This is a genomic window from Pseudomonas sp. P42 (genome assembly GCF_017973755.1).
Lineage (GTDB): Bacteria > Pseudomonadota > Gammaproteobacteria > Pseudomonadales > Pseudomonadaceae > Aquipseudomonas > Aquipseudomonas iridis.
Genome location: NZ_JACOPU010000005.1, coordinates 105444 through 128961 on the forward strand (window position 1 = coordinate 105444; position 23518 = coordinate 128961).

21 protein-coding genes and 2 pseudogenes are annotated in these 23518 nt (G+C 58.7%); 7 read left to right on the forward strand and 16 right to left on the reverse strand.

Translation table 11 applies throughout. The features are described from left to right. Positions 1–147 precede the first annotated feature (147 nt). The 7 genes from tauD to H8B20_RS17305 form a co-directional block, all read right to left on the reverse strand. The gene (tauD, locus tag H8B20_RS17275; protein WP_210623996.1) at positions 148–990 is read right to left on the reverse strand and encodes a taurine dioxygenase; all 843 of its coding nucleotides are present in this window, start codon (positions 988–990) and stop codon (positions 148–150) included. A gap of 143 nt (positions 991–1133) precedes the next feature. Beyond that, on the reverse strand, positions 1134–1967 hold the full coding sequence (gene tauC, locus H8B20_RS17280; RefSeq protein WP_210623997.1) for a taurine ABC transporter permease TauC: 834 nt from the start codon (positions 1965–1967) through the stop codon (positions 1134–1136). Further along, entirely contained in the window at positions 1964–2758 is a 795-nt protein-coding gene (gene tauB, locus H8B20_RS17285) for a taurine ABC transporter ATP-binding subunit (RefSeq protein ID WP_210623998.1), read from the reverse strand. The genes tauC and tauB overlap by 4 nt, the downstream gene beginning before the upstream one ends. Before the next feature lie 16 nt (positions 2759–2774). Beyond that, positions 2775–3752: a taurine ABC transporter substrate-binding protein gene (tauA, locus tag H8B20_RS17290; RefSeq protein ID WP_210623999.1), complete on the reverse strand. Its 978-nt coding sequence runs from the start codon at positions 3750–3752 to the stop codon at positions 2775–2777. 315 nt (positions 3753–4067) lie between these two features. Next, positions 4068–5651, reverse strand: a complete 1584-nt coding sequence (gene gshA / locus H8B20_RS17295) for a glutamate--cysteine ligase (protein WP_042557132.1) — start codon at positions 5649–5651, stop codon at positions 4068–4070. 269 nt (positions 5652–5920) lie between these two features. Then, complete coding sequence (locus H8B20_RS17300) at positions 5921–6304, reverse strand: PaaI family thioesterase (RefSeq protein ID WP_115146048.1); 384 nt, start codon at positions 6302–6304, stop codon at positions 5921–5923. Then, entirely contained in the window at positions 6304–8628 is a 2325-nt protein-coding gene (locus H8B20_RS17305) for a Tex family protein (RefSeq protein WP_210624000.1), read from the reverse strand. The genes H8B20_RS17300 and H8B20_RS17305 overlap by 1 nt, the downstream gene beginning before the upstream one ends. A 356-nt stretch (positions 8629–8984) precedes the next feature. On the opposite strand from H8B20_RS17305, the gene ompR reads away from it, so the two are divergent. Together ompR and H8B20_RS17315 are read left to right on the forward strand one after the other, a co-directional pair. Further along, positions 8985–9725 (forward strand): osmolarity response regulator transcription factor OmpR, encoded by a 741-nt coding sequence (ompR, locus tag H8B20_RS17310; RefSeq protein ID WP_042557134.1) that lies wholly within the window; start codon positions 8985–8987, stop codon positions 9723–9725. 114 nt (positions 9726–9839) lie between these two features. Then, a complete protein-coding gene (locus tag H8B20_RS17315; RefSeq protein WP_042557135.1) occupies positions 9840–11153 on the forward strand; it encodes an ATP-binding protein in 1314 nt (437 codons plus the stop codon). A gap of 89 nt (positions 11154–11242) precedes the next feature. On the opposite strand, the gene rimK is transcribed toward H8B20_RS17315, so the two are convergent. From rimK to rimA, 3 genes are read right to left on the reverse strand one after another with little or no spacing between them, the layout of a single operon-like run. After that, entirely contained in the window at positions 11243–12148 is a 906-nt protein-coding gene (gene rimK, locus H8B20_RS17320) for a 30S ribosomal protein S6--L-glutamate ligase (RefSeq protein WP_007952690.1), read from the reverse strand. Beyond that, entirely contained in the window at positions 12145–12624 is a 480-nt protein-coding gene (rimB, locus tag H8B20_RS17325) for a retropepsin-like aspartic endopeptidase RimB (protein ID WP_042557136.1), read from the reverse strand. The genes rimK and rimB overlap by 4 nt, the downstream gene beginning before the upstream one ends. A gap of 16 nt (positions 12625–12640) precedes the next feature. Continuing rightward, positions 12641–13420, reverse strand: a complete 780-nt coding sequence (gene rimA, locus H8B20_RS17330) for a S6 modification regulatory phosphodiesterase RimA (RefSeq protein ID WP_210624001.1) — start codon at positions 13418–13420, stop codon at positions 12641–12643. Between the two features lie 116 nt (positions 13421–13536). Between rimA and H8B20_RS17335 the strand changes: the two genes are divergently transcribed. Then, entirely contained in the window at positions 13537–13944 is a 408-nt protein-coding gene (locus H8B20_RS17335) for an RNA-binding S4 domain-containing protein (protein ID WP_210624002.1), read from the forward strand. A 135-nt stretch (positions 13945–14079) separates the two neighbouring features. Here the strand turns inward: H8B20_RS17335 and H8B20_RS17340 are convergent, their stop codons facing one another. Continuing rightward, positions 14080–14880, reverse strand: coding sequence for a phosphatase PAP2 family protein (locus H8B20_RS17340; protein ID WP_042557139.1), 801 nt, complete (start codon positions 14878–14880; stop codon positions 14080–14082). A 103-nt stretch (positions 14881–14983) separates the two neighbouring features. Between H8B20_RS17340 and hslO the strand changes: the two genes are divergently transcribed. Together hslO and H8B20_RS17350 are read left to right on the forward strand one after the other, a co-directional pair. Next, positions 14984–15886: an Hsp33 family molecular chaperone HslO gene (gene hslO, locus H8B20_RS17345; RefSeq protein WP_042557140.1), complete on the forward strand. Its 903-nt coding sequence runs from the start codon at positions 14984–14986 to the stop codon at positions 15884–15886. Positions 15887–16067: 181 nt separating this feature from the next. Then, positions 16068–17609, forward strand: a complete 1542-nt coding sequence (locus H8B20_RS17350; protein ID WP_210624003.1) for a phosphoenolpyruvate carboxykinase — start codon at positions 16068–16070, stop codon at positions 17607–17609. Positions 17610–17860: 251 nt separating this feature from the next. Here H8B20_RS17350 and H8B20_RS17355 read toward each other — a convergent pair. The 5 genes and pseudogenes from H8B20_RS17355 to H8B20_RS17375 form a co-directional block, all read right to left on the reverse strand. Next, positions 17861–18148: pseudogene (locus tag H8B20_RS17355) on the reverse strand (helix-turn-helix domain-containing protein). Further along, positions 18145–18336 (reverse strand): annotated as a pseudogene (locus H8B20_RS17360) (type II toxin-antitoxin system RelE/ParE family toxin); the annotation flags it as partial. The pseudogenes H8B20_RS17360 and H8B20_RS17355, both read right to left, overlap by 4 nt. A 39-nt stretch (positions 18337–18375) precedes the next feature. Next, on the reverse strand, positions 18376–18675 hold the full coding sequence (locus H8B20_RS27860; RefSeq protein ID WP_210624005.1) for a hypothetical protein: 300 nt from the start codon (positions 18673–18675) through the stop codon (positions 18376–18378). Positions 18676–19036: 361 nt separating this feature from the next. After that, a complete protein-coding gene (locus tag H8B20_RS17370; protein ID WP_210624006.1) occupies positions 19037–20179 on the reverse strand; it encodes a hypothetical protein in 1143 nt (380 codons plus the stop codon). A 96-nt stretch (positions 20180–20275) separates the two neighbouring features. Further along, positions 20276–20563 carry a hypothetical protein gene (locus tag H8B20_RS17375; protein WP_210624007.1) on the reverse strand — a complete coding sequence of 96 codons (288 nt, stop codon included), beginning with the start codon at positions 20561–20563 and terminating at the stop codon, positions 20276–20278. A 291-nt stretch (positions 20564–20854) separates the two neighbouring features. On the opposite strand from H8B20_RS17375, the gene H8B20_RS17380 reads away from it, so the two are divergent. Both H8B20_RS17380 and H8B20_RS17385 read left to right on the forward strand, forming a co-directional pair. Continuing rightward, positions 20855–21358: a hypothetical protein gene (locus tag H8B20_RS17380; protein ID WP_042557146.1), complete on the forward strand. Its 504-nt coding sequence runs from the start codon at positions 20855–20857 to the stop codon at positions 21356–21358. Positions 21359–21540: 182 nt separating this feature from the next. Beyond that, on the forward strand, positions 21541–23475 hold the full coding sequence (locus H8B20_RS17385; protein ID WP_210624008.1) for a RecQ family ATP-dependent DNA helicase: 1935 nt from the start codon (positions 21541–21543) through the stop codon (positions 23473–23475). Positions 23476–23518: the final 43 nt, after the last annotated feature.

The window sequence follows — 23518 nt, forward strand, 5'->3', positions numbered from 1 at the left end:
AATTATTCGGCGCCTGCTCTGACGCTTTCGCGGGCAAGCCCGCTCCCACAGGGTTCCAGTCGTACACAAAATCTGTGAATGGCGCTGTACCTGTGGGAGCGGGCTTGCCCGCGAAGGGGCCAGTTCAGACAACGAGGAAATCGAGTCTTATCTGAAGAACGGCACATCCCCCAACACCGTCGCCCGCTGCATCACCCGCCGCGCAGGGCGGTAGTCATCCACCGCGTAATGCTGCGTCACGCGGTTATCCCAGAACGCAATATCGTCCTGCTGCCAACGCCAGCGAATGGTGAACTCCGGCCGCGTCGCGTGGGCGAACAGGAACTTCAGAATCGCCTCGCTTTCGGTTTCCGACAGCTCATTGATCTTCGACGTAAAGCCTTCATTGACGAACAATGAACGTCGTCCGCTCACCGGATGGGTGCGAATCACTGGGTGTGACAACGGCGGATTTTTGCGCCGTGCCTCTTCCCACTGCGCCAGCGCTTCGGGCGTATTGCCATAGCGTTCCAGTGGAAACGAGCGGGTGAAATCGTGGGTGGCGCTCAGGCCCTCAAGCAAACCCTTCATCGGCTCCGACAGCGCCTCATATGCGGCAATCCCACTGGCCCACAACGTGTCGCCGCCAAACTCTGGTAGCAACTTGGCGCTGAGCACCGCGCCCATCGCCGGCGTCGGCAGGAAGGTCACGTCGGTGTGCCAGATCGCATTGTCGCGCACGTTGGTGACGGCGGTGTCGAGGATCAGCACTTCCGGTTGTTCCGGCACGTTCGGGTAGATCGGGTGAATGTGCAGGTCGCCAAAATACGCGGCGAAACGCGCCTGTTGCGGCGGCTCGATCGGCTGGTTGCGGAAGAACAGCACTTGAAACTTGAGCAGCGCCTGCTCGATGGCATTGCGGTGTTCCAGGCTCAACGGCTGGCTGATATCGACGCCGCTGATCTGTGCGCCGAGGGCCGAGCTTAACGGGGTGATGTGCAGGCTGCTCATGGTGGTTCTCTAGAATTCGGGATTTAGCTTTTGTGGGAGCGAGCCTGCTCGCGAAAGCGGAGTGTCAGGTAGCAAAAATGTCGACAGAAAGTCAGCATTCGCGAGCAGGCTCGCTCCCACAGGGTTCTTTACATAGCAATTATTCAGTGGGCCTGGCCGTGCCACGGCACCAGTTTGCGTTGCAGGGCGCGCAGGCCCATCTCCATGGCGAAGGCGATCAGGGCGATGACCAAAATCCCCAGCACCACCACATCAGTCACCAGAAACTGCGCGGCCGATTGCACCATGAAGCCCAAACCGCTGGTGGCGGCGATCAGTTCGGCGGCGACCAGCGTCGACCAACCGACCCCCAGACCAATGCGCACACCGGTAAGAATGTCCGGCAGGGCGCTGGGCAGAATCACGTGGCGAATCAATTGCGCGCGAGTGGCGCCGAGCGATTGCGCGGCACGCAATTTCGCCGGGTCTACGGTGCGCACGCCGGTCGCGGTCGCAATGGCGATCGGCGCGAAAATCGCCAGGTAGATCAGTAGTACTTTCGACAACTCGCCGATGCCGCACCAGATCACGATCAGCGGCAGATAAGCCAGTGGCGGAATCGGCCGGTAGAACTCGATCAGCGGATCAAGCACGCCACGGGCGATGCGGTTGGTACCGATGGCGATACCCACTGGCACGGCGGTCAGAATCGCGAAACCGAGGCCCAGGCCGATGCGGCTCAGGCTCGCGCCGAGGTGCTGCCACAGCGTCGAATCCATGTAGCCGCTGGTCGCCAGCAACCAGCCTTTTTGCAGAACGGCAGACGGTGGCGGCAGAAACAGTGGTTCGATCAAGCCAGTGGCGGTTACTGCCCACCAGACTGCCAACAAAGCGAACAACGTCAGGAGGCTGATCCAGCGAGTGCTGAGGCTGCGGCGCACTGGAATTACGACCGAAGGGGTTTTTACTGCCGCAGCGGAAACGTCGTAACTGCTCATGCGCGCTCCTGCCGTTGAACGGCGCTGCGTTGCGAGAACACTTTGCTCAGCACGTGCTCGCGGGTTTCGATAAAACGCGGGTCGGATTTGATTGCTCGCGCGGACTCACCAGCGGCATATCGCTGACCGAAGTCCAGGTGCAGGCGCTCAACGATCTGCCCCGGATTCGGCGCCAGCAGTATCAGGTCAGTGGCGAGGAACACCGCTTCTTCAATGTCGTGGGTAATCAGGAAAACCGGTTTGGCGGTGCGCTGCCAGACTTGCAGCAACAGCGCCTGCATCTGTTCGCGAGTAAAGGCGTCGAGGGCGCCGAAGGGTTCGTCCATCAGCAACACGCGCGGGTCGGCGGCGAGTGCACGGGCGAGGCCGACGCGTTGTTTCTGGCCACCGGAAAGTTGCCAGATACGGCGGTTTTCAAAACCGGATAGATCGACCAGCGCGAGCATCTCGCGGGCGATCTTTTCGCGCTTGTCCTTGGCGACACCGGCGAGTTCGAGACCGAATGCGACGTTGGCCAGCACATCCTGCCAAGGCAGCAGGGCATCGTCCTGGAACACCACGCCGCGCTCGGCGCTTGGGCCTTTGACCGGCACGCCGTCGAGGGTGATGCGCCCGGCGCTCGGTTCGACGAAGCCGGCAATCAGGTTCAACAGCGAAGTCTTGCCACTGCCGGACGGGCCGAGGGCGACCAGCAATTGCTGCGGCCCCAGGGTCAGAGAAATATCCGCCAGCACCGGTTCCGGGCTGCCCGGGTACTGTGCGCTGATGCGCTCCAGCTGTAGCAAGGCCATCGCGGTTAACTCCCGATCAGTTGGTGATGTATTTGGCGCTGACGTACGGCGCGTAGTCCGGCAGAACGGCTTCGACCTTGCCTTGTTCCTTGAGGAACGCGGCGGTGTCGGTGATGGCTTTGGTGGTCGGCGCCCCGAGGTCGCTGACCTGGTCCGCCGCCAGCGGATAGACGTTGCCTTGCAGCAGCAATGGAATGTCGCTGGCCTTGGCACCCGACAACTTCACAAGTTTGTCGACGTTGGATTGATCAGCGAGCCAGGCTTTCGGGTCCTTGCGGTAATCGGCGTAGGCGTCGAGAGTGACCTTGGCGAACGCGGTGACGATTTCCGGGTGTTTCTCGGCGAAGTCCTTGCGCACGATCCAGGCATCGAACGTCGGCGCGCCGAACTTGGCCAGCTCACCGGAAGTGATCAGCACTTTGCCGTTTTCCTTGGCTACTCCGAGGGCTGGGTCCCACACGTAGGTGGCGTCGATATCACCACGTTTCCACGCCGCGATAATCGCTGGTGGGGCGAGGTTGAGGACGGTGACTTTGGAAGGATCGATGTTCCAGTGCTTCAGCGCGGCGAGCAGGCTGTAGTGCCCGGTGGACACGAACGGCACGGCGATTTTCTTGCCGATCAGATCCTGTGGCGTCTTGATCCCGGAACCGTCGCGAGCGACCAGCGCTTCAGCGGCGCCGATCTGGGTGGCGATGAGGAACGTTTCTACCGGGACTTTGCGGGTGATCGCTGCGGTCAGCGGGCTCGAACCGAGGTAGCCAATCTGCACGTCGCCGGAAGCGATGGCGGCGATGATGTCGGCGCCATTGTCGAACTTGCGCCAGCTGATATCGGCTTTGGTGGCTTTCTCGTAGGCGCCGTCGGCCTGAGCGACTTTCGCCGGGTCAACAGTGGTTTGGTAGGCGACGGTGAGGTCGGTGGCCTGAGCCAGAAAACTCGCGGCAGCCAGAGAGGCCACGGTCAGCAGGCGAAGCGGGAAATTCAGTTTCATTGAAAAGCTCCATATCAGGCGACCGAGTGTCGGCGTGAAAGGAGACTAAATGATCTAAGAATCTAAAAATAAATAACTTTTTAGACTTAGCTTATGAGCGGAAAAATCTAATCGGGAGATGTGTTCGAGAAAAATTTGTATCAGTGAGATCCAGCCCCTCACCCCAGCCCTCTCCCAATGGGAGAGGGGGAAAGGGAGCAGATCGGGGGCTTTTTAAATCCTGAGTTCGACTTGGTCGTTCAGGTCGGTGTAGCTCGAGCTAACAACACGGTCAGTCCCCTCTCCCAATGGGAGAGGGTTAGGGTGAGGGGCTCTTCAGTTACTGATCGCCAGAATACTCGCCTGATACGACCCGACAAACACGTCGAAATCGCCCACCTCGTTCTGCTCCAGCTCAGCCTGCGCCGCCAGCGAAGTTCGCGCCAACTCCTCAAACTTTGCTTGCTCATCAGCCGCCAATGGCTCGCTGCGGAAGAACTCGGCATGTGCCTGACTCTGGCGCAGAGAGAACTGCGCGAAGCTTTCCTTGTGTTCGGCCATCGCGGCCAGCACCTGTGCCGACGGCGTCAGGGACGAATCCTTGACCTTTGCCAGTTGCGCATCCAGCGCGGTGCTGTGCGCATCAAAGCCATGGCTCTGATCCAGCAGCGCCGCCAGCGGAGCAATCTGTTCCAGCAATTCGGCTGCCCAGGACTTCATGTCGACCGGCTGGCCGTCACGCTGCAATTGCAGGCCCGGACGGCGACCTTCCTTGACCACGCTGAGGAAGTTCGAGGTGGCATTGCTGCACGAGGTGTTGGTCAGCAGCGGGCTGTCGTTCAGCGCGCAATACAGCAGGAAGGCGTCGAGGAAGCGCGACTCGGTGAGGTCGATGCCCATCGGCAGAAACGGGTTGATGTCCAGGCAGCGCACTTCGACATACTGAATGCCACGGGCGACCAGCGCCTGGATCGGCCGCTCGCCGGTGTAGGTCACGCGTTTCGGGCGGATGTTGGAGTAGTACTCGTTTTCGATCTGCAGGATGTTGGTGTTCAGTTGCACCCATTCGCCATCCTGATGCGTGCCGACTTCAACGTACGGCGCGTAGGGCGTGGCGACGGCTTTGCGCAGGCTGTCGGTGTAGCTCGCCAGATCGTTGTAGCACGGCGTCAGGCCGGCCTGGGCGTTGCTCTGATAACCAAGGTCGCTCATGCGCAGGCTGGTCGCGTACGGCAGGTACAGCGTGTCCGGGTCCAGTTGTTCCAGCTGATGCGAACGACCGCGCAGGAAACCGGCATCCAGCGCCGGCGACGCACCGAAAAGGTACATCAGCAGCCAGCTGTAGCGACGGAAATTACGGATCAGCGCAATGTAGGAGACTGACTGGAAATCCCGGTCGGTACCGACAAAACCTTCCGCTTCCTTGAGCAGCGGCCAGAGTTTTTCCGGCAGGGAGAAGTTGTAGTGAATCCCGGCGATGCACTGCATGGTCTTGCCGTAACGCAGGGCCAGGCCTTTGCGATAGACGTACTTGAGCTGACCGATGTTGGAGGTGCCGTAATAGGCGATCGGGATGTCTTCCTCGGCCGGCAACGGGCACGGCATCGACGGACTCCACAGGTACTCGTTGCCGAGTTTGCTGTAGGCAAAGCGATGAATCTTGTCCAGGCTCGCCAGGGTGTCTGCCGGGTCGGGCAGGGCGGGCGTGATGAATTCCAGCAGCGACTCGGAATAGTCGGTGGTGATTTTTTCATTGGTCAGCGCGGAACCCAAGGCTTCCGGGTGCGGCGTTTGCGCCAGTCGACCTTCGCTGGTCACGCGCAGGCATTCACGTTCGATACCGTGGAGGCACTGTTCGAGCAGAGAGAGGTTGGCGCGCTCGCCGAGCAGAGCCAGGCGGCGGTTGAGAAGTTCGCTCAATTTGGATTCCTTCACGCGTCAGTCGCCCCAATATGGGGGTGGGCAGGACGGTCTACAAGGGTGAAGTTGAAACTGGCGTTTTCGCCTGGTTTTTTGCGGCAGGCCATTTGCCGGTCGGTCAAGAACTGCACAATCCCTGTGGGAGCGAGCCTGCTCGCGAAGAGGGTTTTCCAGCCGACATCATCGCCGACTGACACACCGGCTTCGCGAGCAGGCTCGCTCCCACAGGATTCATTGCGCCGAAATTAACTCAAAATGATGATCAACATCTACAGGACTGCGAACGTGCCTTGCGCTTTTGCGACCAGTTTGTCGCCCTGCATCACCTCGGCCTCGACCACCAGCGTGCGCCGGCCCGGGTGAATCACCCGGGCCGTGCACAGCACCTCGCCGTCCGAGACGGCGCGGATATAGTTGATCTTGCACTCGATGGTCGCGCTCTGCTGATCGAAGCCGTGGGTGCTGGAACAGGCCAGCCCCATGGCGATATCGACCAGACTGAACAGTGCGCCGCCGTGCAATTTTCCGCCGCGATTGCGCAGTTCCGGTTCCAGCCCCAGGGCGACTTGCGCCACCCCGGTTTCCAGGCTGTGCAGGCGACAGCCCAACAGCTTGAAAAACGCGCTCTCGACGAGCCCGGCCGGAATTTCCATCAGCGTTTCTTCAGCTGTTTGGCGTTGGCGAACAGCGAGGCCATTGCATTGTTTACTGGCGCTGCGGTCACGCTTTCCTTGCGCGGCGCGTTGTTCGACGGCTGACGCTGCGCCGAGCCCGGACGCGAGCCGCGGGCACCGTCAATTTTCTCGCCCGGGGTGTCGCCCATGCGCATCGACAGGCCGACGCGTTTGCGCGGGATGTCGACTTCCATGACCTTCACTTTCACGACATCACCGGCCTTCACCGCTTCGCGTGGGTCCTTGATGAACTTCTCCGACAGTGCCGAGATGTGCACCAGACCATCCTGATGCACGCCGATGTCGACGAATGCGCCGAACGCGGTCACGTTGGTGACGACACCTTCAAGGATCATCCCCAGTTGCAGGTCCTTGAGGTCTTCTACGCCTTCCTGGAACTCGGCAGTCTTGAACTCCGGGCGCGGGTCGCGGCCGGGTTTTTCCAGTTCCTGGAGGATGTCGGTCACCGTCGGCAGACCGAAGGTTTCGTCGGTGAATTTCTTCGGATCCAGACGCTTGAGGAAGCTTGCGTCGCCGATCAGCGAGCGGATGTCGCGGTCAGTTTCAGCGGCAATGCGTTGCACCAGCGGATAGGCTTCCGGGTGAACGGCCGAGGAATCCAGCGGGTTGTCGCCGTTCATCACACGCAAGAAACCGGCAGCCTGTTCGAAGGTTTTTTCGCCCAGACGTGCGACTTTCTTCAGCGCCGCACGGGTCTTGAACGCGCCGTGTTCGTCGCGGTGAGCAACGATATTCTGCGCCAGCGTGGCGTTGAGGCCGGAGATCCGCGCCAGCAGCGCCACCGAGGCGGTGTTGACGTCGACACCGACGGCGTTCACGCAGTCTTCGACCACGGCATCCAGACCGCGCGCCAGTTTCAGCTGCGAGACGTCGTGCTGGTACTGGCCAACGCCGATGGATTTCGGATCGATCTTCACCAGCTCTGCCAGCGGATCCTGCAGACGGCGAGCGATGGACACCGCGCCACGGATCGACACGTCCAGATCGGGGAATTCCTTGGCTGCCAGTTCCGACGCCGAGTACACCGATGCACCGGCCTCCGAAACCATGACCTTGGTCATCTTCATCGCTGGATATTTTTTGATCAGTTCGATGGCCAGTTTGTCGGTTTCGCGACTGGCGGTGCCGTTGCCGATGGCGATCAGGTCAACCGAGTGCTTGGCGCACAGGGCGGCCAGAATGGCGATGGTCTGATCCCACTTGTTGTGCGGCACGTGCGGGTAAACCGTGGCGTGATCGAGCATCTTGCCGGTCGAATCGACCACGGCAACCTTGCAACCGGTACGCAGGCCCGGGTCGAGGCCCAGGGTTGCGCGTGGGCCGGCCGGTGCGGCCAGCAACAGGTCATGCAGGTTGTGGGCGAAAACGTTGATCGCCTCGGTTTCGGCGCCGTCGCGCAGCTCGCCCAGCAGGTCGGTCTCGAGGTGGGTATAGAGCTTGACCTTCCAGGTCCAGCGCACCACTTCACCGAGCCATTTGTCGGCCGGACGGTTCTGGTTCTGGATATTGAATTGCTGGCCGATCATGCCTTCGCACGGGTGCATGGTGCCCGGCAGTTCGTCGCCGACTTTCAGCGCAGAGCTGAGAATGCCTTCGTTGCGGCCACGGAAAATTGCCAATGCGCGGTGCGACGGCATGCTTTTCAGCGGTTCGTCGTGTTCGAAGTAGTCGCGGAACTTGGCGCCTTCCTCTTCTTTGCCGGCGATGACGCGGGCACTGAGGATGGCTTCCTGCTTGAGATAGGTACGCAGTTTTTCCAGCAGGCTGGCGTCTTCGGCAAAACGCTCCATCAGGATGTACTTGGCGCCTTCCAGCGCAGCCTTCACGTCGGCCACGCCTTTTTCGGCATCGACGAAGCGTGCGGCTTCGGTTTCCGGTGTAAGGTTCGGGTCGTTGAACAGGCCGTCGGCCAGGTCGCCGAGGCCGGCTTCCAGGGCAATCTGGCCCTTGGTGCGGCGCTTTTGCTTGTACGGCAGGTACAAGTCTTCGAGGCGGGTCTTGGTGTCGGCGAGTTTGATATCGCGCTCAAGAGCAGGAGTGAGTTTGCCTTGCTCCTCGATACTGGCCAGGATGCTGATGCGCCGTTCGTCGAGTTCTCGCAGGTAGCGCAGACGCTCTTCCAGATGACGCAACTGGGTGTCATCGAGGCTGCCGGTGACTTCTTTCCGGTAGCGGGAAATGAAGGGTACGGTAGAGCCTTCATCGAGTAGCGCGACGGCCGCTTCGACCTGTTGTGGGCGTACGCCGAGTTCCTCGGCGATGCGGCTGTTGATGCTGTCCATAAAACCACCTGACATATTGTGAAAGCAGGCTCGCAGGCACGGAAATAAAGGCCCGGAGTCTGGTTGAGCGGCTTGAAGATTGCCGCTGCCTGGGTCAAAAGGCAGCCCATTGACCCGTGAAATCGAACTATTACTGCGCTGACCGGGAAAAAAACGGCCACTTGCGGTAACGATTCAGACGTTGCCTGGCACAAAACGCCGCGCATTATAACCAGCGTTCTGTCATTCGGGGGCGTCACAGTCTGTAGGCTTAAACCCCGGTTTTCTGGCAGTGAAGGAAAAATCTGCTAACAATGCACACGGTGCGTATAACGGCAGCTACGCCATAATGCGCGCCGAGCTAAAAGGAGCATCCAATGAGCAGCACTGCACAAACTGCTGAAGGCGAAAAAATTCTTATCGTTGATGACGATCCGGGGCTGAGCAGCCTGCTGGAACGTTTCTTCGTCAGCAAGGGCTACCGTGCCCGTACCGTACCGAATACCGAGCAGATGGACCGTCTGCTGGCGCGTGAAGTATTCAATCTGGTCGTCCTCGACTTGATGCTGCCCGGCGAAGACGGTCTGACCGCTTGCCGCCGCCTGCGGGCCGCGAACAACCAGATTCCGATCATCATGCTCACCGCCAAGGGCGATGAGATGAGCCGCATCAAGGGCCTGGAACTGGGCGCTGACGATTACTTGGCCAAGCCGTTCAACCCGGACGAGCTGATGGCCCGGGTCAAAGCGGTGTTGCGTCGCCAGGCCGCACCAGTGCCGGGTGCGCCGGGCAGCGAAGACGAAAATGTCACCTTCGGTGACTACGTGTTGTCGCTGGCCACTCGCGAACTGAAACGTGGCGACGAAGTGCACATGCTCACTACCGGTGAGTTTGCGGTACTCAAGGCCTTGGTGATGAACGCGCGTCAGCCACTGACCCGCGACAAGCTCATGAACCTGGCCCGTGGCCGCGAGTGGGATGCCCTGGAGCGTTCCATCGACGTGCAGATCTCCCGTCTGCGCCGGATGATCGAGCCTGATCCGTCGAAACCGCGCTACATCCAGACTGTCTGGGGCGTTGGCTACGTGTTCGTACCGGATGGCGCCGCCACCAAGTGATCGGCGATTTGTAGGAGCGGGTCTGCTGGGGGTTGGTCAAACGACCATTCCCACAGACTCGCAATCCGCAATATGCGAGCATTGCTCGCTCCTGCAAGTGTGTAGCGGTTATTGATGAAGACGCCCGTCTGGTTCCCCCAAAGTTTTTTCTCCCGCACCCTCTGGCTGGTGCTCATCGTCGTGCTGTTTTCCAAGGCGCTGACCCTGGTTTATCTGTTGATGAACGAGGACGTGCTGGTGGATCGTCAATACAGCCACGGCGTCGCCCTGACGCTGCGCGCCTATTGGGCCGCTGACGAAGAAAATCGCGCGAAGATCGCCGATGCCGCGACCCTGATCAGGGTGGTGGGTGCCGGTGTACCGGAAGGCGAACAGCACTGGCCGTACAGCGAGATCTATCAACGACAGATGCAGGCAGAACTCGGCGCCGACACCGAAGTGCGATTACGCATGCATTCGCCGCCGGCCCTGTGGGTTCGCGCCCCGAGCCTGGGCGATGGCTGGCTGAAAGTGCCGTTGTATCCGCATCCGTTGCGTGGCCAGAAAATCTGGAACGTGCTGGGCTGGTTCCTCGCGATCGGTTTGCTGTCGACGGCCTCGGCGTGGATTTTTGTCAGCCAGCTCAACCAACCCTTGAAGCGTTTGGTATACGCCGCCCGACAACTCGGCCAGGGTCGAAGCGTGCGTCTGCCGATCAGCGACACGCCGAGCGAGATGACCGAGGTCTATCGCGCCTTCAATCAGATGGCCGAAGACGTCGAACAGGCCGGACGTGAGCGTGAGCTGATGCTGGCCGGCGTCTCCCATGACTTGCGTACGCCGTTGACGCGCTTGCGTCTGTCGCTGGAGTTGATGGGCGACCACAACGACCTGACCGACGACATGGTGCGCGACATCGAAGACATGGACGCGATTCTCGACCAGTTCCTCGCGTTCATTCGCGATGGTCGTGACGAGTCGGTGGAGGAGGTCGACCTCAGCGATCTGGTGCGTGAAGTAGCGGCGCCGTACAACCAGACTGAAGAGAAAGTTCGTCTGCGTCTGGAGCCGATCCAGCCGTTCCCGTTGCGTCGGGTATCGATGAAACGTCTGCTCAACAACCTGATCGGCAACGCTTTGAACCATGCCGGCAGCGGCGTTGAAGTGGCGGCTTATGTGTCCGGCGACACCAGTGCGCCGTATGTGGTGCTGAGTGTGATGGACCGTGGTGCGGGGATTGATCCGTCGGAGCTTGAGGCGATTTTCAACCCGTTCACCCGTGGCGACCGTGCGCGCGGCGGCAAGGGTACGGGGTTGGGGTTGGCGATCGTGAAGCGGATTGCTTCGATGCATGGCGGCAATGTTGAACTGCGTAACCGGTCCGGGGGTGGACTGGAGGCGCGGGTTCGGTTGCCGTTGGGGTTGATGCTGCCACGGGATGCGGTATAGAAGCAGCTGCAAGCTGCAAGCTGCAAGCGGCAAGCGGCAAGCAAGAGCGACTTTACTTGTCGCTTGGGGCTTGCCGCTTGAAGCTGGCTTTAGCCTTTGCCTTTGGTCCGGGTCATATTCGGCCCGCCATTCTTCTCAAGATGCTCAATGATGATCCCCGCCACGTTCTTTCCGGTGGTGGTCTCGATCCCTTCCAGTCCCGGCGACGAATTCACTTCCATCACCAGCGGCCCGTGATTGGAGCGCAGAATATCCACGCCCGCCACCGACAGGCCCATGACCTTGGCTGCACGCAACGCTGTCATGCGTTCTTCCGGGGTGATCTTGATCAGGCTGGCGCTGCCGCCGCGATGCAGGTTGGAACGGAATTCACCCGGTTTTGCCTGACGCTTCATTGCCGCGATTACCTTGTCGCCGACCACGAAGCAGCGGATGTCTGCACCGCCAGCCTCCTTGATGTATTCCTGAACCATGATGTTCTGCTTCAGGCCCATGAACGCCTCGATCACCGACTCGGCGGCGGTGGCGGTTTCGCACAACACCACGCCGATGCCCTGGGTGCCTTCCAGCACTTTGATCACCAGTGGCGCACCGTTGACCATGTCGATCAGGTCGGGAATATCGTCCGGCGAGTGAGCAAACCCGGTCACCGGCAAACCAATGCCACGGCGCGACAGCAGTTGCAGCGAGCGCAGCTTGTCCCGCGAACGGGCAATGGCCACCGACTCATTGAGGGGGAACACGCCCATCATTTCGAACTGGCGCAACACCGCGCAGCCATAGAACGTCACCGACGCGCCGATCCGCGGGATCACCGCGTCGAAGCCTTCCAGCGGTTTGCCGCGATAGTGGATCTGCGGCTTGTGGCTGGCGATGTTCATGTAGGCGCGCAAGGTGTCGATCACTACCATTTCATGCCCGCGTTCAGTGCCGGCCTCAACCAGACGACGGGTGGAATACAGACGCGGGTTCCGCGACAGCACAGCGATCTTCATGCAACACCTGTGGAGGAGGTAGATACCGGGAACACCGGCTTGTCTTGTACATATTTGATGCCCGGATTGACCACCAGCTGGCCATCAATCAGGGCTTTGGAGCCAAGCAACAGGCGATAGCGCATGGACTTGCGGCAGGCCAGAGTGAACTCGATTGGCCAGACCCGATCACCCAGAGCGAGGGTGGTGCTGATCACGTAGCGCTCCTGGGCATGTCCGTTGGAGCTCTTGATGGTTTTGCGTGTCACCAGTGGTGCTTCGCAACGCCGGTGACGCAACTGCACCACCGTGCCCAGGTGCGCGGTAAAACGCACCCATTTCTCGCCGTCACGTTCGAACGGTTCGATGTCGGTGGCATGCAGGCTGGAGGTACTGGCACCGGTGTCGATTTTTGCGCGCAGGCCCGCAACTCCCAAATCCGGGAGCGCCACCCACTCGCGCAGACCGACAACGGTCAAATGGTCAAATGTCTTCAATATAAAAAACCAACGATTAACGCGCCCAGGCGTCAGGTGATATCTGAGCCAAGGCTTTGAACGCAGGTTTGGCGAACCAGTATCCCTGCATCAGAAATATTCCACAGTCCGCCAGGAAATCCCGTTCTCCGGCGCTCTCGATGCCTTCGGCAATGACTGTAACGTGCAACTCCGCACAGATTGTGACAATCCCCCGCACGATTGCCTGACGGACACGGTCTTGATCGACATCGCGGATCAACGCCATGTCGAGTTTGATCAGGTCCGGTTGGAAATCAGCCAGCAGATTGAGCCCCGAATAACCGGCACCGAAATCGTCGATGGCGGTCTTGAAGCCGAATTCGCGGTATTCACGCAGAATATTGGTCAAATGGCGATAGTTATCTACGTGCTGGCTTTCCAGTGTTTCAAAAATCAGCCGGTCGACCGGGAAATTGTGTTTTTTTGCCGCCTCCAGGGTGCTGCGAATACATAACTCTGGACGATAGACAGCGTTGGGCATGAAGTTGATCGACAAGTGTGTCTGCATATTAAGATTGGCCGCGCCTTCGATGGCGCGCATCCGGCAGAGCTGGTCGAAACGGTAGCGGTTTTCTTCTGTAACCTGATCTAACACCGTCAATGCCCCTTCGCCGGTTACACCGCGGACCAGCGCTTCATGAGCGAAAACCGACTGGTCGCGCAGATCGACGATAGGTTGGTAGGCGAAGGCAAAATCGAAGTCCAGCGGTTCGCTTTGCTGGCATCCCTGGCAACCCGTCTTGGGCGAAGTCAATGAAGGCGGAAATTTAGTCACTCGATCACTCCTTGCCGCTGAAACGGTCAAGATCACAGTCTATCTGGAGGGCCGAGTTCTTGCGCCCGACAGAAACGGTAGTACAGTTCCGACTACTGGCTGAGCGAGGAATTCATATGGCACAAAAACAGGAAGAGGACGACAAGGTCCGTCTCGATAAATGGTTGTGGGCGGCGCGCTTTTATAAAACCCGTGCCTTGGCCAAAGCCGCCATCGAGAGTGGCAAGGTGCATTGTCGAGGTGAGCGCTGCAAGCCCGGCAAAGAGCCACGCGTCGGCGACGAGTTTGAGATACGTACCGGTTTCGAAGTGCGCATCGTGAGGGTCGAAGCCTTGTCGGTCGTGCGTCGTGGGGCCCCCGAGGCGCAGGCTTTGTACGCGGAAACCGACGCGAGTATTGCCAAGCGCGAAGCGGCCGCAGCAATGCGCAAGGCTGGCGCGTTGGGCATGAGCACCGACGGCAAGCCGAGCAAGAAGCAGCGGCGGGATCTGTTTAAATTCCGTGGGAACAGTAACGACGATTAAGGCTGATGTTTCAGTGTTGTCTGTGCCGACCTCATCGCCCGCAGGCTGGCTCCCACGGTTTGAAATGCAATCCGACTGTGAGAGCCAGGCTACTGGCGATTCGAGTGCGCAGCACTCGCCGGGGGTGACGCGGTATCAGGCGCTACGCACAACGCTCATCCGCGAAACCAGCGGCAGCTTGCCCAGCAGATTGAAAATCGGCGCCGTCACCTTCAGCCAGAAATTCGCCGCGTGATAGGCAAACGGCGTGTAGTAACCCCAGCCCAATGCCCACACCGCCAGCAACATCCCGCCGATGTAATCGTCCTGACCCCAATGCGCGCCAGCCACCAGTCGCGGCAGCATGAACAGCAGCGTCAGGCTCCAGATCGTCACGAACTGCCCGACCGTACGGCTGAAAACACCCATGAACAGGGCCCATATCAGCAACACCGACGCATGGTCACCGGGGAAGCTCTGGCCCGAGCGATCCTTCAGCTCCCAGGCCTTTTCCAGATGCGGGAAGTAGTCGCTGAGGTGTACCGCGCCTTCCAGCACCATCGACGGACTGCTGTGCTGCCAGCCCATGTGGTCGGCGAACTTGGAAAACAGTGCGCGAATCACCACCATCAACAGCAGGATCGAGAAAAAACCGAAAAACGCGCGACGCACGTCAATCGCCTTGAACACCCAGTCGCCCTTGATCAACAGCATCAGCAGAATCAGTCCGACGACGATGTCGAACGGGCGCAGACTTGCAATTGCCCAGATGTGGAGCCATATCGGGTTGCTGGCCAGTGGTGCATTGAGCGAGCGAAACAGCCACTCGTCGAAAATCACACACAGCATGTTGCCCGTAGGCCATAACCAGAAAGCCAGCAGCGCCAATGGCACGACGTTGCACAGAACCAGCCGGCCGAGGTTCCACCTTGATTGGAACAAACCCGGATTGTTCATAAAATGCCTCCCGTGGCTGAACGATCGCACCAAACAGGTGCAGAGAAGCGCGGCATTTTCATATTTTGTAACCAATTTGTCATCAATTCAGATACCCAAACCTATGACCGATCTCCCGGATACCGATTACACCCAACGCTTCATTTTCGATGACAGCGATACTCGCGGCGAACTGGTAGCGCTCGAGCGCAGCTACGCCGAAGTCCTCGCCAAGCACCCGTACCCGGAACCGGTTGCGCAACTGCTGGGCGAATTGATGGCGGCGGCCTCGTTGCTGGTGGGCACCCTGAAGTTCGACGGTTTGCTGATTCTGCAGGCGCGTTCCGAAGGCCCGATCCCGATGTTGATGATCGAGTGCTCCAGCGACCGTGAGATTCGTGGTCTGGCGCGTTATCACGCCGATCAGGTCTCGGCGGATGCGACCCTCAGCGACTTGATGCCCAACGGCGTCCTGGCCCTGACCGTCGACCCGACCGTTGGCCAGCGCTATCAGGGCATCGTCGACCTCGATGGCGAAACCCTGTCCGATTGCTTCACCAACTATTTCGTCATGTCGCAGCAGGTGGGCACCCGCTTCAAGCTGTTCGCCGACGGTCGTCGTGCCCGTGGCATGTTGTTGCAACAACTGCCGGCCGATCGCCTGAAAGACGAAGAAGATCGCGCCGCCAGCTGGCAGCACATCACCGCGTTGGCCAGCACCCTGAGCGCCGATGAGCTGTTGAGCCTGGACAACGAAACCGTGCTGCATCGCCTTTATCATGAAGAGCAAGTGCGCCTGTTCGATGTGCAACATTTGCGATTCCACTGCAGCTGCTCGCGTGAACGCTCGGGCAATGCGCTGGTCAGTCTGGGTCTGGAAGATGCGCAGGCACTGGTGGCCGAGCAGGGCGGTACCGTCGAGATCGATTGCCAGTTCTGCAACGAGCGCTACCTGTTTGATGCGGCCGATATCGCTCAATTGTTCGCAGGTGCGGGCGTCGACACGCCGTCAGATACCCGGCACTAAAACGGTTCAGCGCAGGTAAATTCACTGCTCAACGACGGAATTACGCCGTTACGACGGGAGGGCCCTACTCTTTTTGGGCTTTTCTGGCATAATCCGGCCCACTTTTTTCGCGGTAGTAGTGCACGACTTTCTACTACAAAACGTTTGGAGCACACTCGGCCACTGGCCGACGGGGAACCTCATGACGCAAGCCAATAACGCCGTGTACACCGATCTGAGTGTTGATGATCTGGTAAAAGAAGCCCTGAACCGCGGTGAAGGCGAGCTTGCCGATACCGGCGCTCTGGTTGTTCGCACCGGTCATCGCACCGGCCGTTCGCCAGTCGACCGTTTCATCGTTGAAGAGCCTTCCACTCAGGCCGCTATCGCCTGGGGCCCGATCAACCGCAAGTTCCCGGCCGATAAGTTCGATGCCTTGTGGGCTCGCGTAGAAGCCTTCAACAACGCGCAAGAGCACTTCGTTTCCCACGTGCATGTAGGCGCGGCTGAAGATCACTACCTTGCCGTGAAAATGACCACCCAGACTGCTTGGCAGAATCTGTTCGGTCGTTGCCTGTTCATCAACCCGGCCCAGTACAATCCGGCTGGCCGTGATGAGTGGCAAGTGCTCAACGTCGCCAATTTCGAGTGCGTGCCTGAGCGTGACGGCACCAACTCCGACGGTTGCGTGATCATCAACTTCGCACAGAAAAAAGTGCTGATCGCTGGCATGCGTTACGCCGGCGAGATGAAGAAAGCCATGTTCTCCGTGCAGAACTTCCTGCTGCCGGCCGCTGACGTGCTGCCAATGCACTGCGCTGCCAACATCGGCGAAGAAGGCGACGTGACCCTGTTCTTCGGTCTGTCCGGCACCGGCAAGACCACCCTGTCCGCCGACGAAAGCCGTTACCTGATCGGTGACGACGAACACGGCTGGGGCGAAGGCGTTGTCTTCAACATCGAAGGCGGCTGCTACGCCAAGTGCATCGACTTGTCCGAGAAGAACGAGCCGGTCATCTGGAAAGCCATCAAGCACGGCGCTGTGCTGGAAAACGTCGTCATCGACGATGCCAAGCACGCTGACTATGCCGATGTCAGCCTGACCCAGAACAGCCGCGCTGCGTACCCGCTGGAACACGTTGCCAAGCGTTCCGAGCACAACCTCGGTGGCGAGCCGAACGCTGTGATCTTCCTGACCTGCGACCTGACCGGCGTCCTGCCACCAGTGTCGATCCTCAACGAAGAACAAGCGGCCTACCACTTCCTGTCTGGTTACACCGCACTGGTGGGCTCGACTGAAATGGGTTCGGGCAGCGGCATCAAGTCGACCTTCTCCACTTGCTTCGGCGCACCGTTCTTCCCGCGCCCGGCCGGCGAATACGCAGAGCTGCTGATCAAGCGCATCCGCGGCTTCGGCTCCAAGGTCTACCTGGTCAACACCGGCTGGAGCGGCGGTGGCTACGGCGTGGGCAAACGCTTCAACATCCCGACCACCCGCGCGGTGATCGCAGCGATCCAGAGCGGCGCCCTGATCGGCACCGAAACCGAACACCTGGACACCATCAACCTCGACGTGCCACTGGCCGTACCGGGCGTTGAAACCGGCCTGTTGAACCCACGCAACACCTGGGCTGACAAGGCTGCATACGACGAAGCCGCAAAAGCACTGGCCGGTCTGTTCATCGAGAACTTCAAGAAGTTCGAAGTGAGCGACGCGATCAAGGCTGCCGGGCCGAAGTTGTAAGGATCGGTTTGTAGTGAATGAAAAAGCCGCCCTTTAGGGGCGGCTTTTTTGTGGGCGATTGGAAAGCATTCCACAAACTTAACTGCCATTATTCCCGCAGAAAAGAGCTTTAACTAGCAGAATACTGCCACTTATCAGCTTCGCTTCCCCCGCCTCAGCGCAGCTGTGACGCTGATTGAGAGTTTTGCGTCCGTCTGCAAACGTTGCAGAGCAACCTTTCATGGCACTAGTACTTCGTTTTGCGCAATTGCTCAATGAGCCAAAGCATTCAGTACATGAACAGGGTCGTTGTGCATAGCTTTGAGTAGCGCTTTAGCCGGCCCAGTTGGTACCCGACGACCTTGCTCCCAATTACGCAGCGTTCCAAACTGGACATCGATCTACGCCGCAAATTTTGCTTGCGTCATGCCGGTGGCTTTACGAATTTCTTTGACCTGTAATGCATCAACATAAAATTCGCGGGAGGGTTTCCGTTCACCCCGCAGAATTTCATCCATCTCCTGCACGCTTTCCATCAGCTCATCAAAAAACCTGCTCATGGTTGTCTCCAGTTTCCGATCATGGCTTTCAATGCTTTCCGTTCATCATGGATCAGGTCGTGTTGTTCATTTTTTGGATAAATCATCAACAAAGCGATTTGTGACGCCGAAACGAAGTGGTAGTAGATCACTCGGGCACCACTGCGTTTACCGTGGCCCTTAGAGTCAACTCGAGCTTTACGAACCCCCGCTCCCACGAAAAGTGAGAGCGATCTGCCCACTCAGCCTTAGGCTGGAGCCTTCCAATTGAGCATCTGCTGCTGCGCGACTTGCAGCAGGTCACAGCCATCCTGCGTCAGCAGGTAGAGGGCGTGGGTGATGTGGGGGATGTCTTCAACGTCGGCTTGTTTGAAGCTGAGGCAGTAGAGGGTTTTTAGCAGGTCGGCGGAGGCGCGCAGGCGCTGGACGGCGCATTCGAGAGTGTCTTGCGGGTTGGCCTCTGTGTCGATGATCAGGGGCTTGGTGTCGGTGAGGTTGGATTCGAGTGGGCGGTAGCGATCGGGGGTGAATTGATTCCAAGTTGTCATTTTTTAATCCTCAATTGCTTCGAAAGAAGCCACCGCATCGTGACCAAGCGACAGGAGGCGACTGTGTTCGGGTTGGTCAACCGGTGAGGATCGTGCACATACCCGGCACACCCGAGGGTGTCCCAAACACAGTCACCATAACTGCAGGCAAGTGAGTGCCGGCAGCATACAGCGCGTGCGTATACACGATCCAATCGGGTGACCAAGCCCGAGCCGCTGATTTGGCAGCGACAGTCACGACTATAGATTTGACTTATCAAGCCGCGATAGGCGGCAAGGGAGTCTGGGTTTGTAGGAATGGGACGAATACCGGATAGGGCATTGCTGTAGGTTCTTTCGCTCGTTCACGCGCCCACTGTCTTCAACCAATAACGCGATACGCCGCCACATCCAGCACACTCGTCGTCAGCCCCGTCGCAGGCTTGTAGATCGGGCCTTTCACCGCCGAGAACGGCGCGCCTTTGCTGCCCAGAGACACGTAGCGTTCGCCTTTATCCAGTTCGGTGAAGTAGGTGTAGGAGATGTTGTGCATCCGTTTGTACCGAGCTTCATCGCGAACAATGCCATTGGTGAGGTTCTGCAGGTCGGTCTGGGTCAGGTTGAGGGTTTTGTTCAGTTGTACGCCCCAGCGCTTGAGGCAGGTTTCGGCGTAGTGACGGACGACGCGGCCAGGTTCCACCAGGGTTTTCAGGTCGCTTGCGCTGGCAGACACGCCACCGTCGGCGGTGGCGTTGCCCACCATGGTCGCGTGGCGGCCGGCCATGGGGTAGACGCTGGTTTTGGCGCCGGTGGCGGTTTGCGGGATTACGCAACTGAAGCCTTTGGAGCGTTCATCGCGGGCGTAGAAGGCGACGTACTCTTTGACGTTGCTGCCAAGTTTGACCCGCTCTTCCTGGAAGTTACCGATGCCCGGTACGGGGTCCAGCGCAAAGATATTCACTGGAATATTTTTCAGTTGGCTGTCCTTTAACATCGCATTGGCTAACATGTGGCAACTTATACCGCCTCGGCTCCAACCCACCAGATTGACGCGGGTGGGAATAATTCCATCTTTGCGGAAAGTCTTGATAATCCCTTCCTGTAACTTCTGTTGCGTAATGCTACGGTCTCCGTAGTTGTACTTTCGCCACATCCACGAGCCTTCGACTTTGACATCGTCAATGGGAATGCCAGCGGCTTTGAGGCGGTTGTATTCGACTTCGGTCAGTTGCTCGCGTTGCCAGTCACATTTGCCCTTGATGATATTCATTGCGTGCTGCACGTTTTCTTCCCAACCCTTGCCGAACAACGTGCCGCTTAGGCCGTATTCCTTGGTTTTGGTGAACAGGTCATCGGCTTGCAGGTTACCGCTGCCGGGGCCGTCGACGACGATCCATTCGGCAAACTCGCGACCGGAATGGTTTGCAGCCAGTGTAGAAATCAGTTCGCCGTTCCAGAAGTTTTCATGGGTGACATCAAACTTGTTGGAGCCGGTGCCGCAAAAGAAAACAGTTAATACAGTCATGCTTGTTGCTCTTGTTTAGTGGAAGAGCAATTAACGTAGTGCGAATTTTTTGAATGGTATATGTGTTGGTTGTTTCCAGATTTTTTGTTTTTGGTTTTAATTGTTGTGTGTGGCTTTAAATTTTGCAACTTCCAGCAGTTCACAGCCGTCTTGGGTCAATAAATAAAGCGCGTTGATGATGTTTGGAATGTCTTTGACGTCTGCTTGTTGAAAGCACATGCAGTAAAGAGTTTCCAGCAGATTATTGGCGGCGCATAGACGTTGTTGAGCGGCATCCAGCAAGTCTTCATGGCAGGCGTCTGTATCGATGACCAGCACCGGATTGTCGCTGTAGCTGGATTTTAAACGGCGGTAGCGGGTGCTGGGCGGGGGCGGTGAATTCATGGTTGAAACCTGTCTTGTGAGAAATCGCTACGGCGGGTTTAGTCGCGCTAGCCACTATAGGAGGGCGTCGCTCGGTGAAACAAGACAGCCAGTATGGACAGCGTTTGTAGGGGGTTTACCGGGGTTCGGGTATTTGCCCTACATGTTTTCCAGGGCTTTTCAGGGCAAAACCCTTAGATAGGATTTTTCCTACAGGTTTGTCAGGCGTTTCGCGGTAAACCGCTGTATCGTGCGCGCCAGAATCTGTGGGACGTTTCCAAACGTCCGATACGCGCTTAAAGGGAATTAGGTATGCAGTGGCTACGAATGGCCTCGATCGTATTGCTGTGGACCAGTGGTTGTCGTTTGGCAATGTCCGCCGACGTTGGCAATCCGCTGGTACTCGATCATTTGAATCGCACCGGATGGCCGGATGCGCTCACCAGCCAAGCGAATGTCGACACGGCGTCGCGCGCCGAGGTGTTGATGTTCGGCAAAGCCTTGCTCGCCAGCGAGGCGTTGGACGAGTCGGGTTTGAAGCAGAAGCTGGGTGTGCCGAAAGTGCAGTTGAAGTCGATCAGACAACTGCGTGATGGTTTGTGGGATCACTTGCTGAGCACTTATCGCAACGCCAGTCAGGACTGTGCTGAACAACCGTTTTGTCCACAGGTACGCAGTGTTGCCGATCTGCGTCAATTGGCGGCAGCGTTCACCGGCGACATCAGCCCGGCCCATGCGTTGTGGGCGAGCAAAAGCCTGGGTGTGCACGAGCAGATGTTGAATGAGCAACTGCGGGTGGCAGTGTTGCGGCCATGAACGTTTAGATTTTGTGTAGTCAGTGCCGGCCTCTTCGCGGGCAAGCCCGCTCCCACAGGGACCGTGGCGTTCAGGTGAATCGCTGTATCATTCCGTATCGATTTGGCCCCCGACCTTTTCTCGACTCGCTGCGATCGCCCGCTAGGCTGTTGGCATGGCAGCAGTCAAAGGAGTGACAGCGAATGCACAACACCCTGGAACAGGTTTTTGGTTATCCACAGTTCCGACCCGGACAAGAGGCCGCGATCAGCGCGGTGTTGGCCGGACGCTCGGCAGCGGCGATTTTTCCCACAGGTTCCGGCAAGTCCCTTTGCTATCAATTGTCGGCACTGATGCTGCCGAATCTGACGCTGGTGGTCTCGCCGCTGCTGGCGTTGATGCAGGATCAATTGGCGTTCCTGCAACGCCATGGCATTGCGGCGGGCAGTATCGATTCGGCGCAAAGCCGCGATGATGCCAATGACGTGATGGCCCGCGCCCGATCAGGTGAATTGAAGATCCTGATGATCTCCGTGGAGCGGCTGAAAAACGAACGCTTCCGCAACTTTTTGCAGCAGGTGCCGATCTCGCTGCTGGTCGTGGATGAGGCGCATTGCATCTCCGAGTGGGGACACAATTTCCGCCCGGACTACCTCAAGCTGCCGGACTACCAACGGCAGTTCAACATCCCGCAAACCTTACTGCTGACTGCCACGGCAACGCCCAAAGTCATCACCGACATGCAGGCTAAATTTGCCATCGCCGCCGAAGACGTTGTGACCACCGGTTTCTATCGGCCCAACCTCAATCTGCTGGTGGAACCGGTGCGCGGCCAGGACAAGCGTCGGCGCTTGGTGGAGTGGATGGCTGAGCGTCCGGGTCAGCCGAGCATTGTCTACGTCACCTTGCAGAAAACCGCCGAACACATTGCCGAGCACCTGGAGCGTAACGGCATCCAGGCTGAGGCTTACCACGCCGGTTTACCCCACGATAAGCGCGAGGCGATTCAGAAACGCTTCATGGCCGGGCAGTCCAATTGCATCGTCGCGACCATCGCTTTCGGCATGGGCATCGACAAGAGCGACATCCGTAATGTGGTGCACTTCGACCTGCCCAAATCCATCGAAAACTACAGCCAGGAAATAGGCCGCGCGGGGCGTGACGGGCAGCCGTCGGATTGTCTGGTGCTGGCCAATCGCGACAGCCTCAACGTGCTGGAAAACTTCGTCTACGGCGACACACCGGAGCGCGAGGGCATTCGCTATGTGCTCGACGAGTTGAAAGCCTCGGTGCCGGAAGGTCAGTGGGAGTTTCTGCTCGGTCCGCTCGCCGATCAAAGCAATATCCGCGCGTTGCCGCTCAAGACATTGCTGGTGCAATTGGAGTTGCGCGGCCTTATCGCACCGCGCTACGCGTACTACGCCGAATACCGTTTCAAGTACTTGCTGGAGCCGGACGCGCTGCTCGAACGTTTCGAGGGCGAACGCAGGGAGTTCGTCGCGGCGATCATCCAGACGTCGAGCCGTGCGCGAACCTGGGCAACCGTGAATTTCGAGGCGATGTACACGCAATATTCGGCAGAGCGAAATCGGGTGGTGAAGGCGCTGGATTATTTCCAGGAGAAGGGCTGGGTCGAGCTTGAGAGCAAGCAGATGACCGAGGTCTACAGCGTGCTGCAGAGCGACTTTGACAGCGGCGTGTTGAGCGCTGAACTGCATGAATACTTCACCCGCCACGAGCAGGCCGAAGTCGCGCGGATTCACGCCATGCTCGATGTGTTCGCCACTGAGCGCTGCCTGGGTTATCGCCTGGCCGAGTATTTCGGCGACCGCAATGCGCCAGAGCGCTGTGGGCATTGTTCGGTGTGTCATGGGCATGTCGCGCGGTTGCCGGAACCCCCGCAATTGCCGCCGCTTGTGGATAAAAACTTTGCAGCGCTGTGCGGCGATTTTATCCACAAGCACGAGCAGCACACCGGCAACGTACCCACGGCGGAACGACTGACGCGGTTTCTGTGCGGGATCAGCGTGCCGCTGTTTACCAAGCTCAAGGCGCGGACGATTTCCGGGTATGCGGCGTTGGAAGACTATCCCTACGCCGAGGTGCGCCATTGGGCTGACAACCATTTGCTCGACTGAACCGGGAATCCTGTGGGAGCGAACCTGCTCGCGAAGGCGTCAG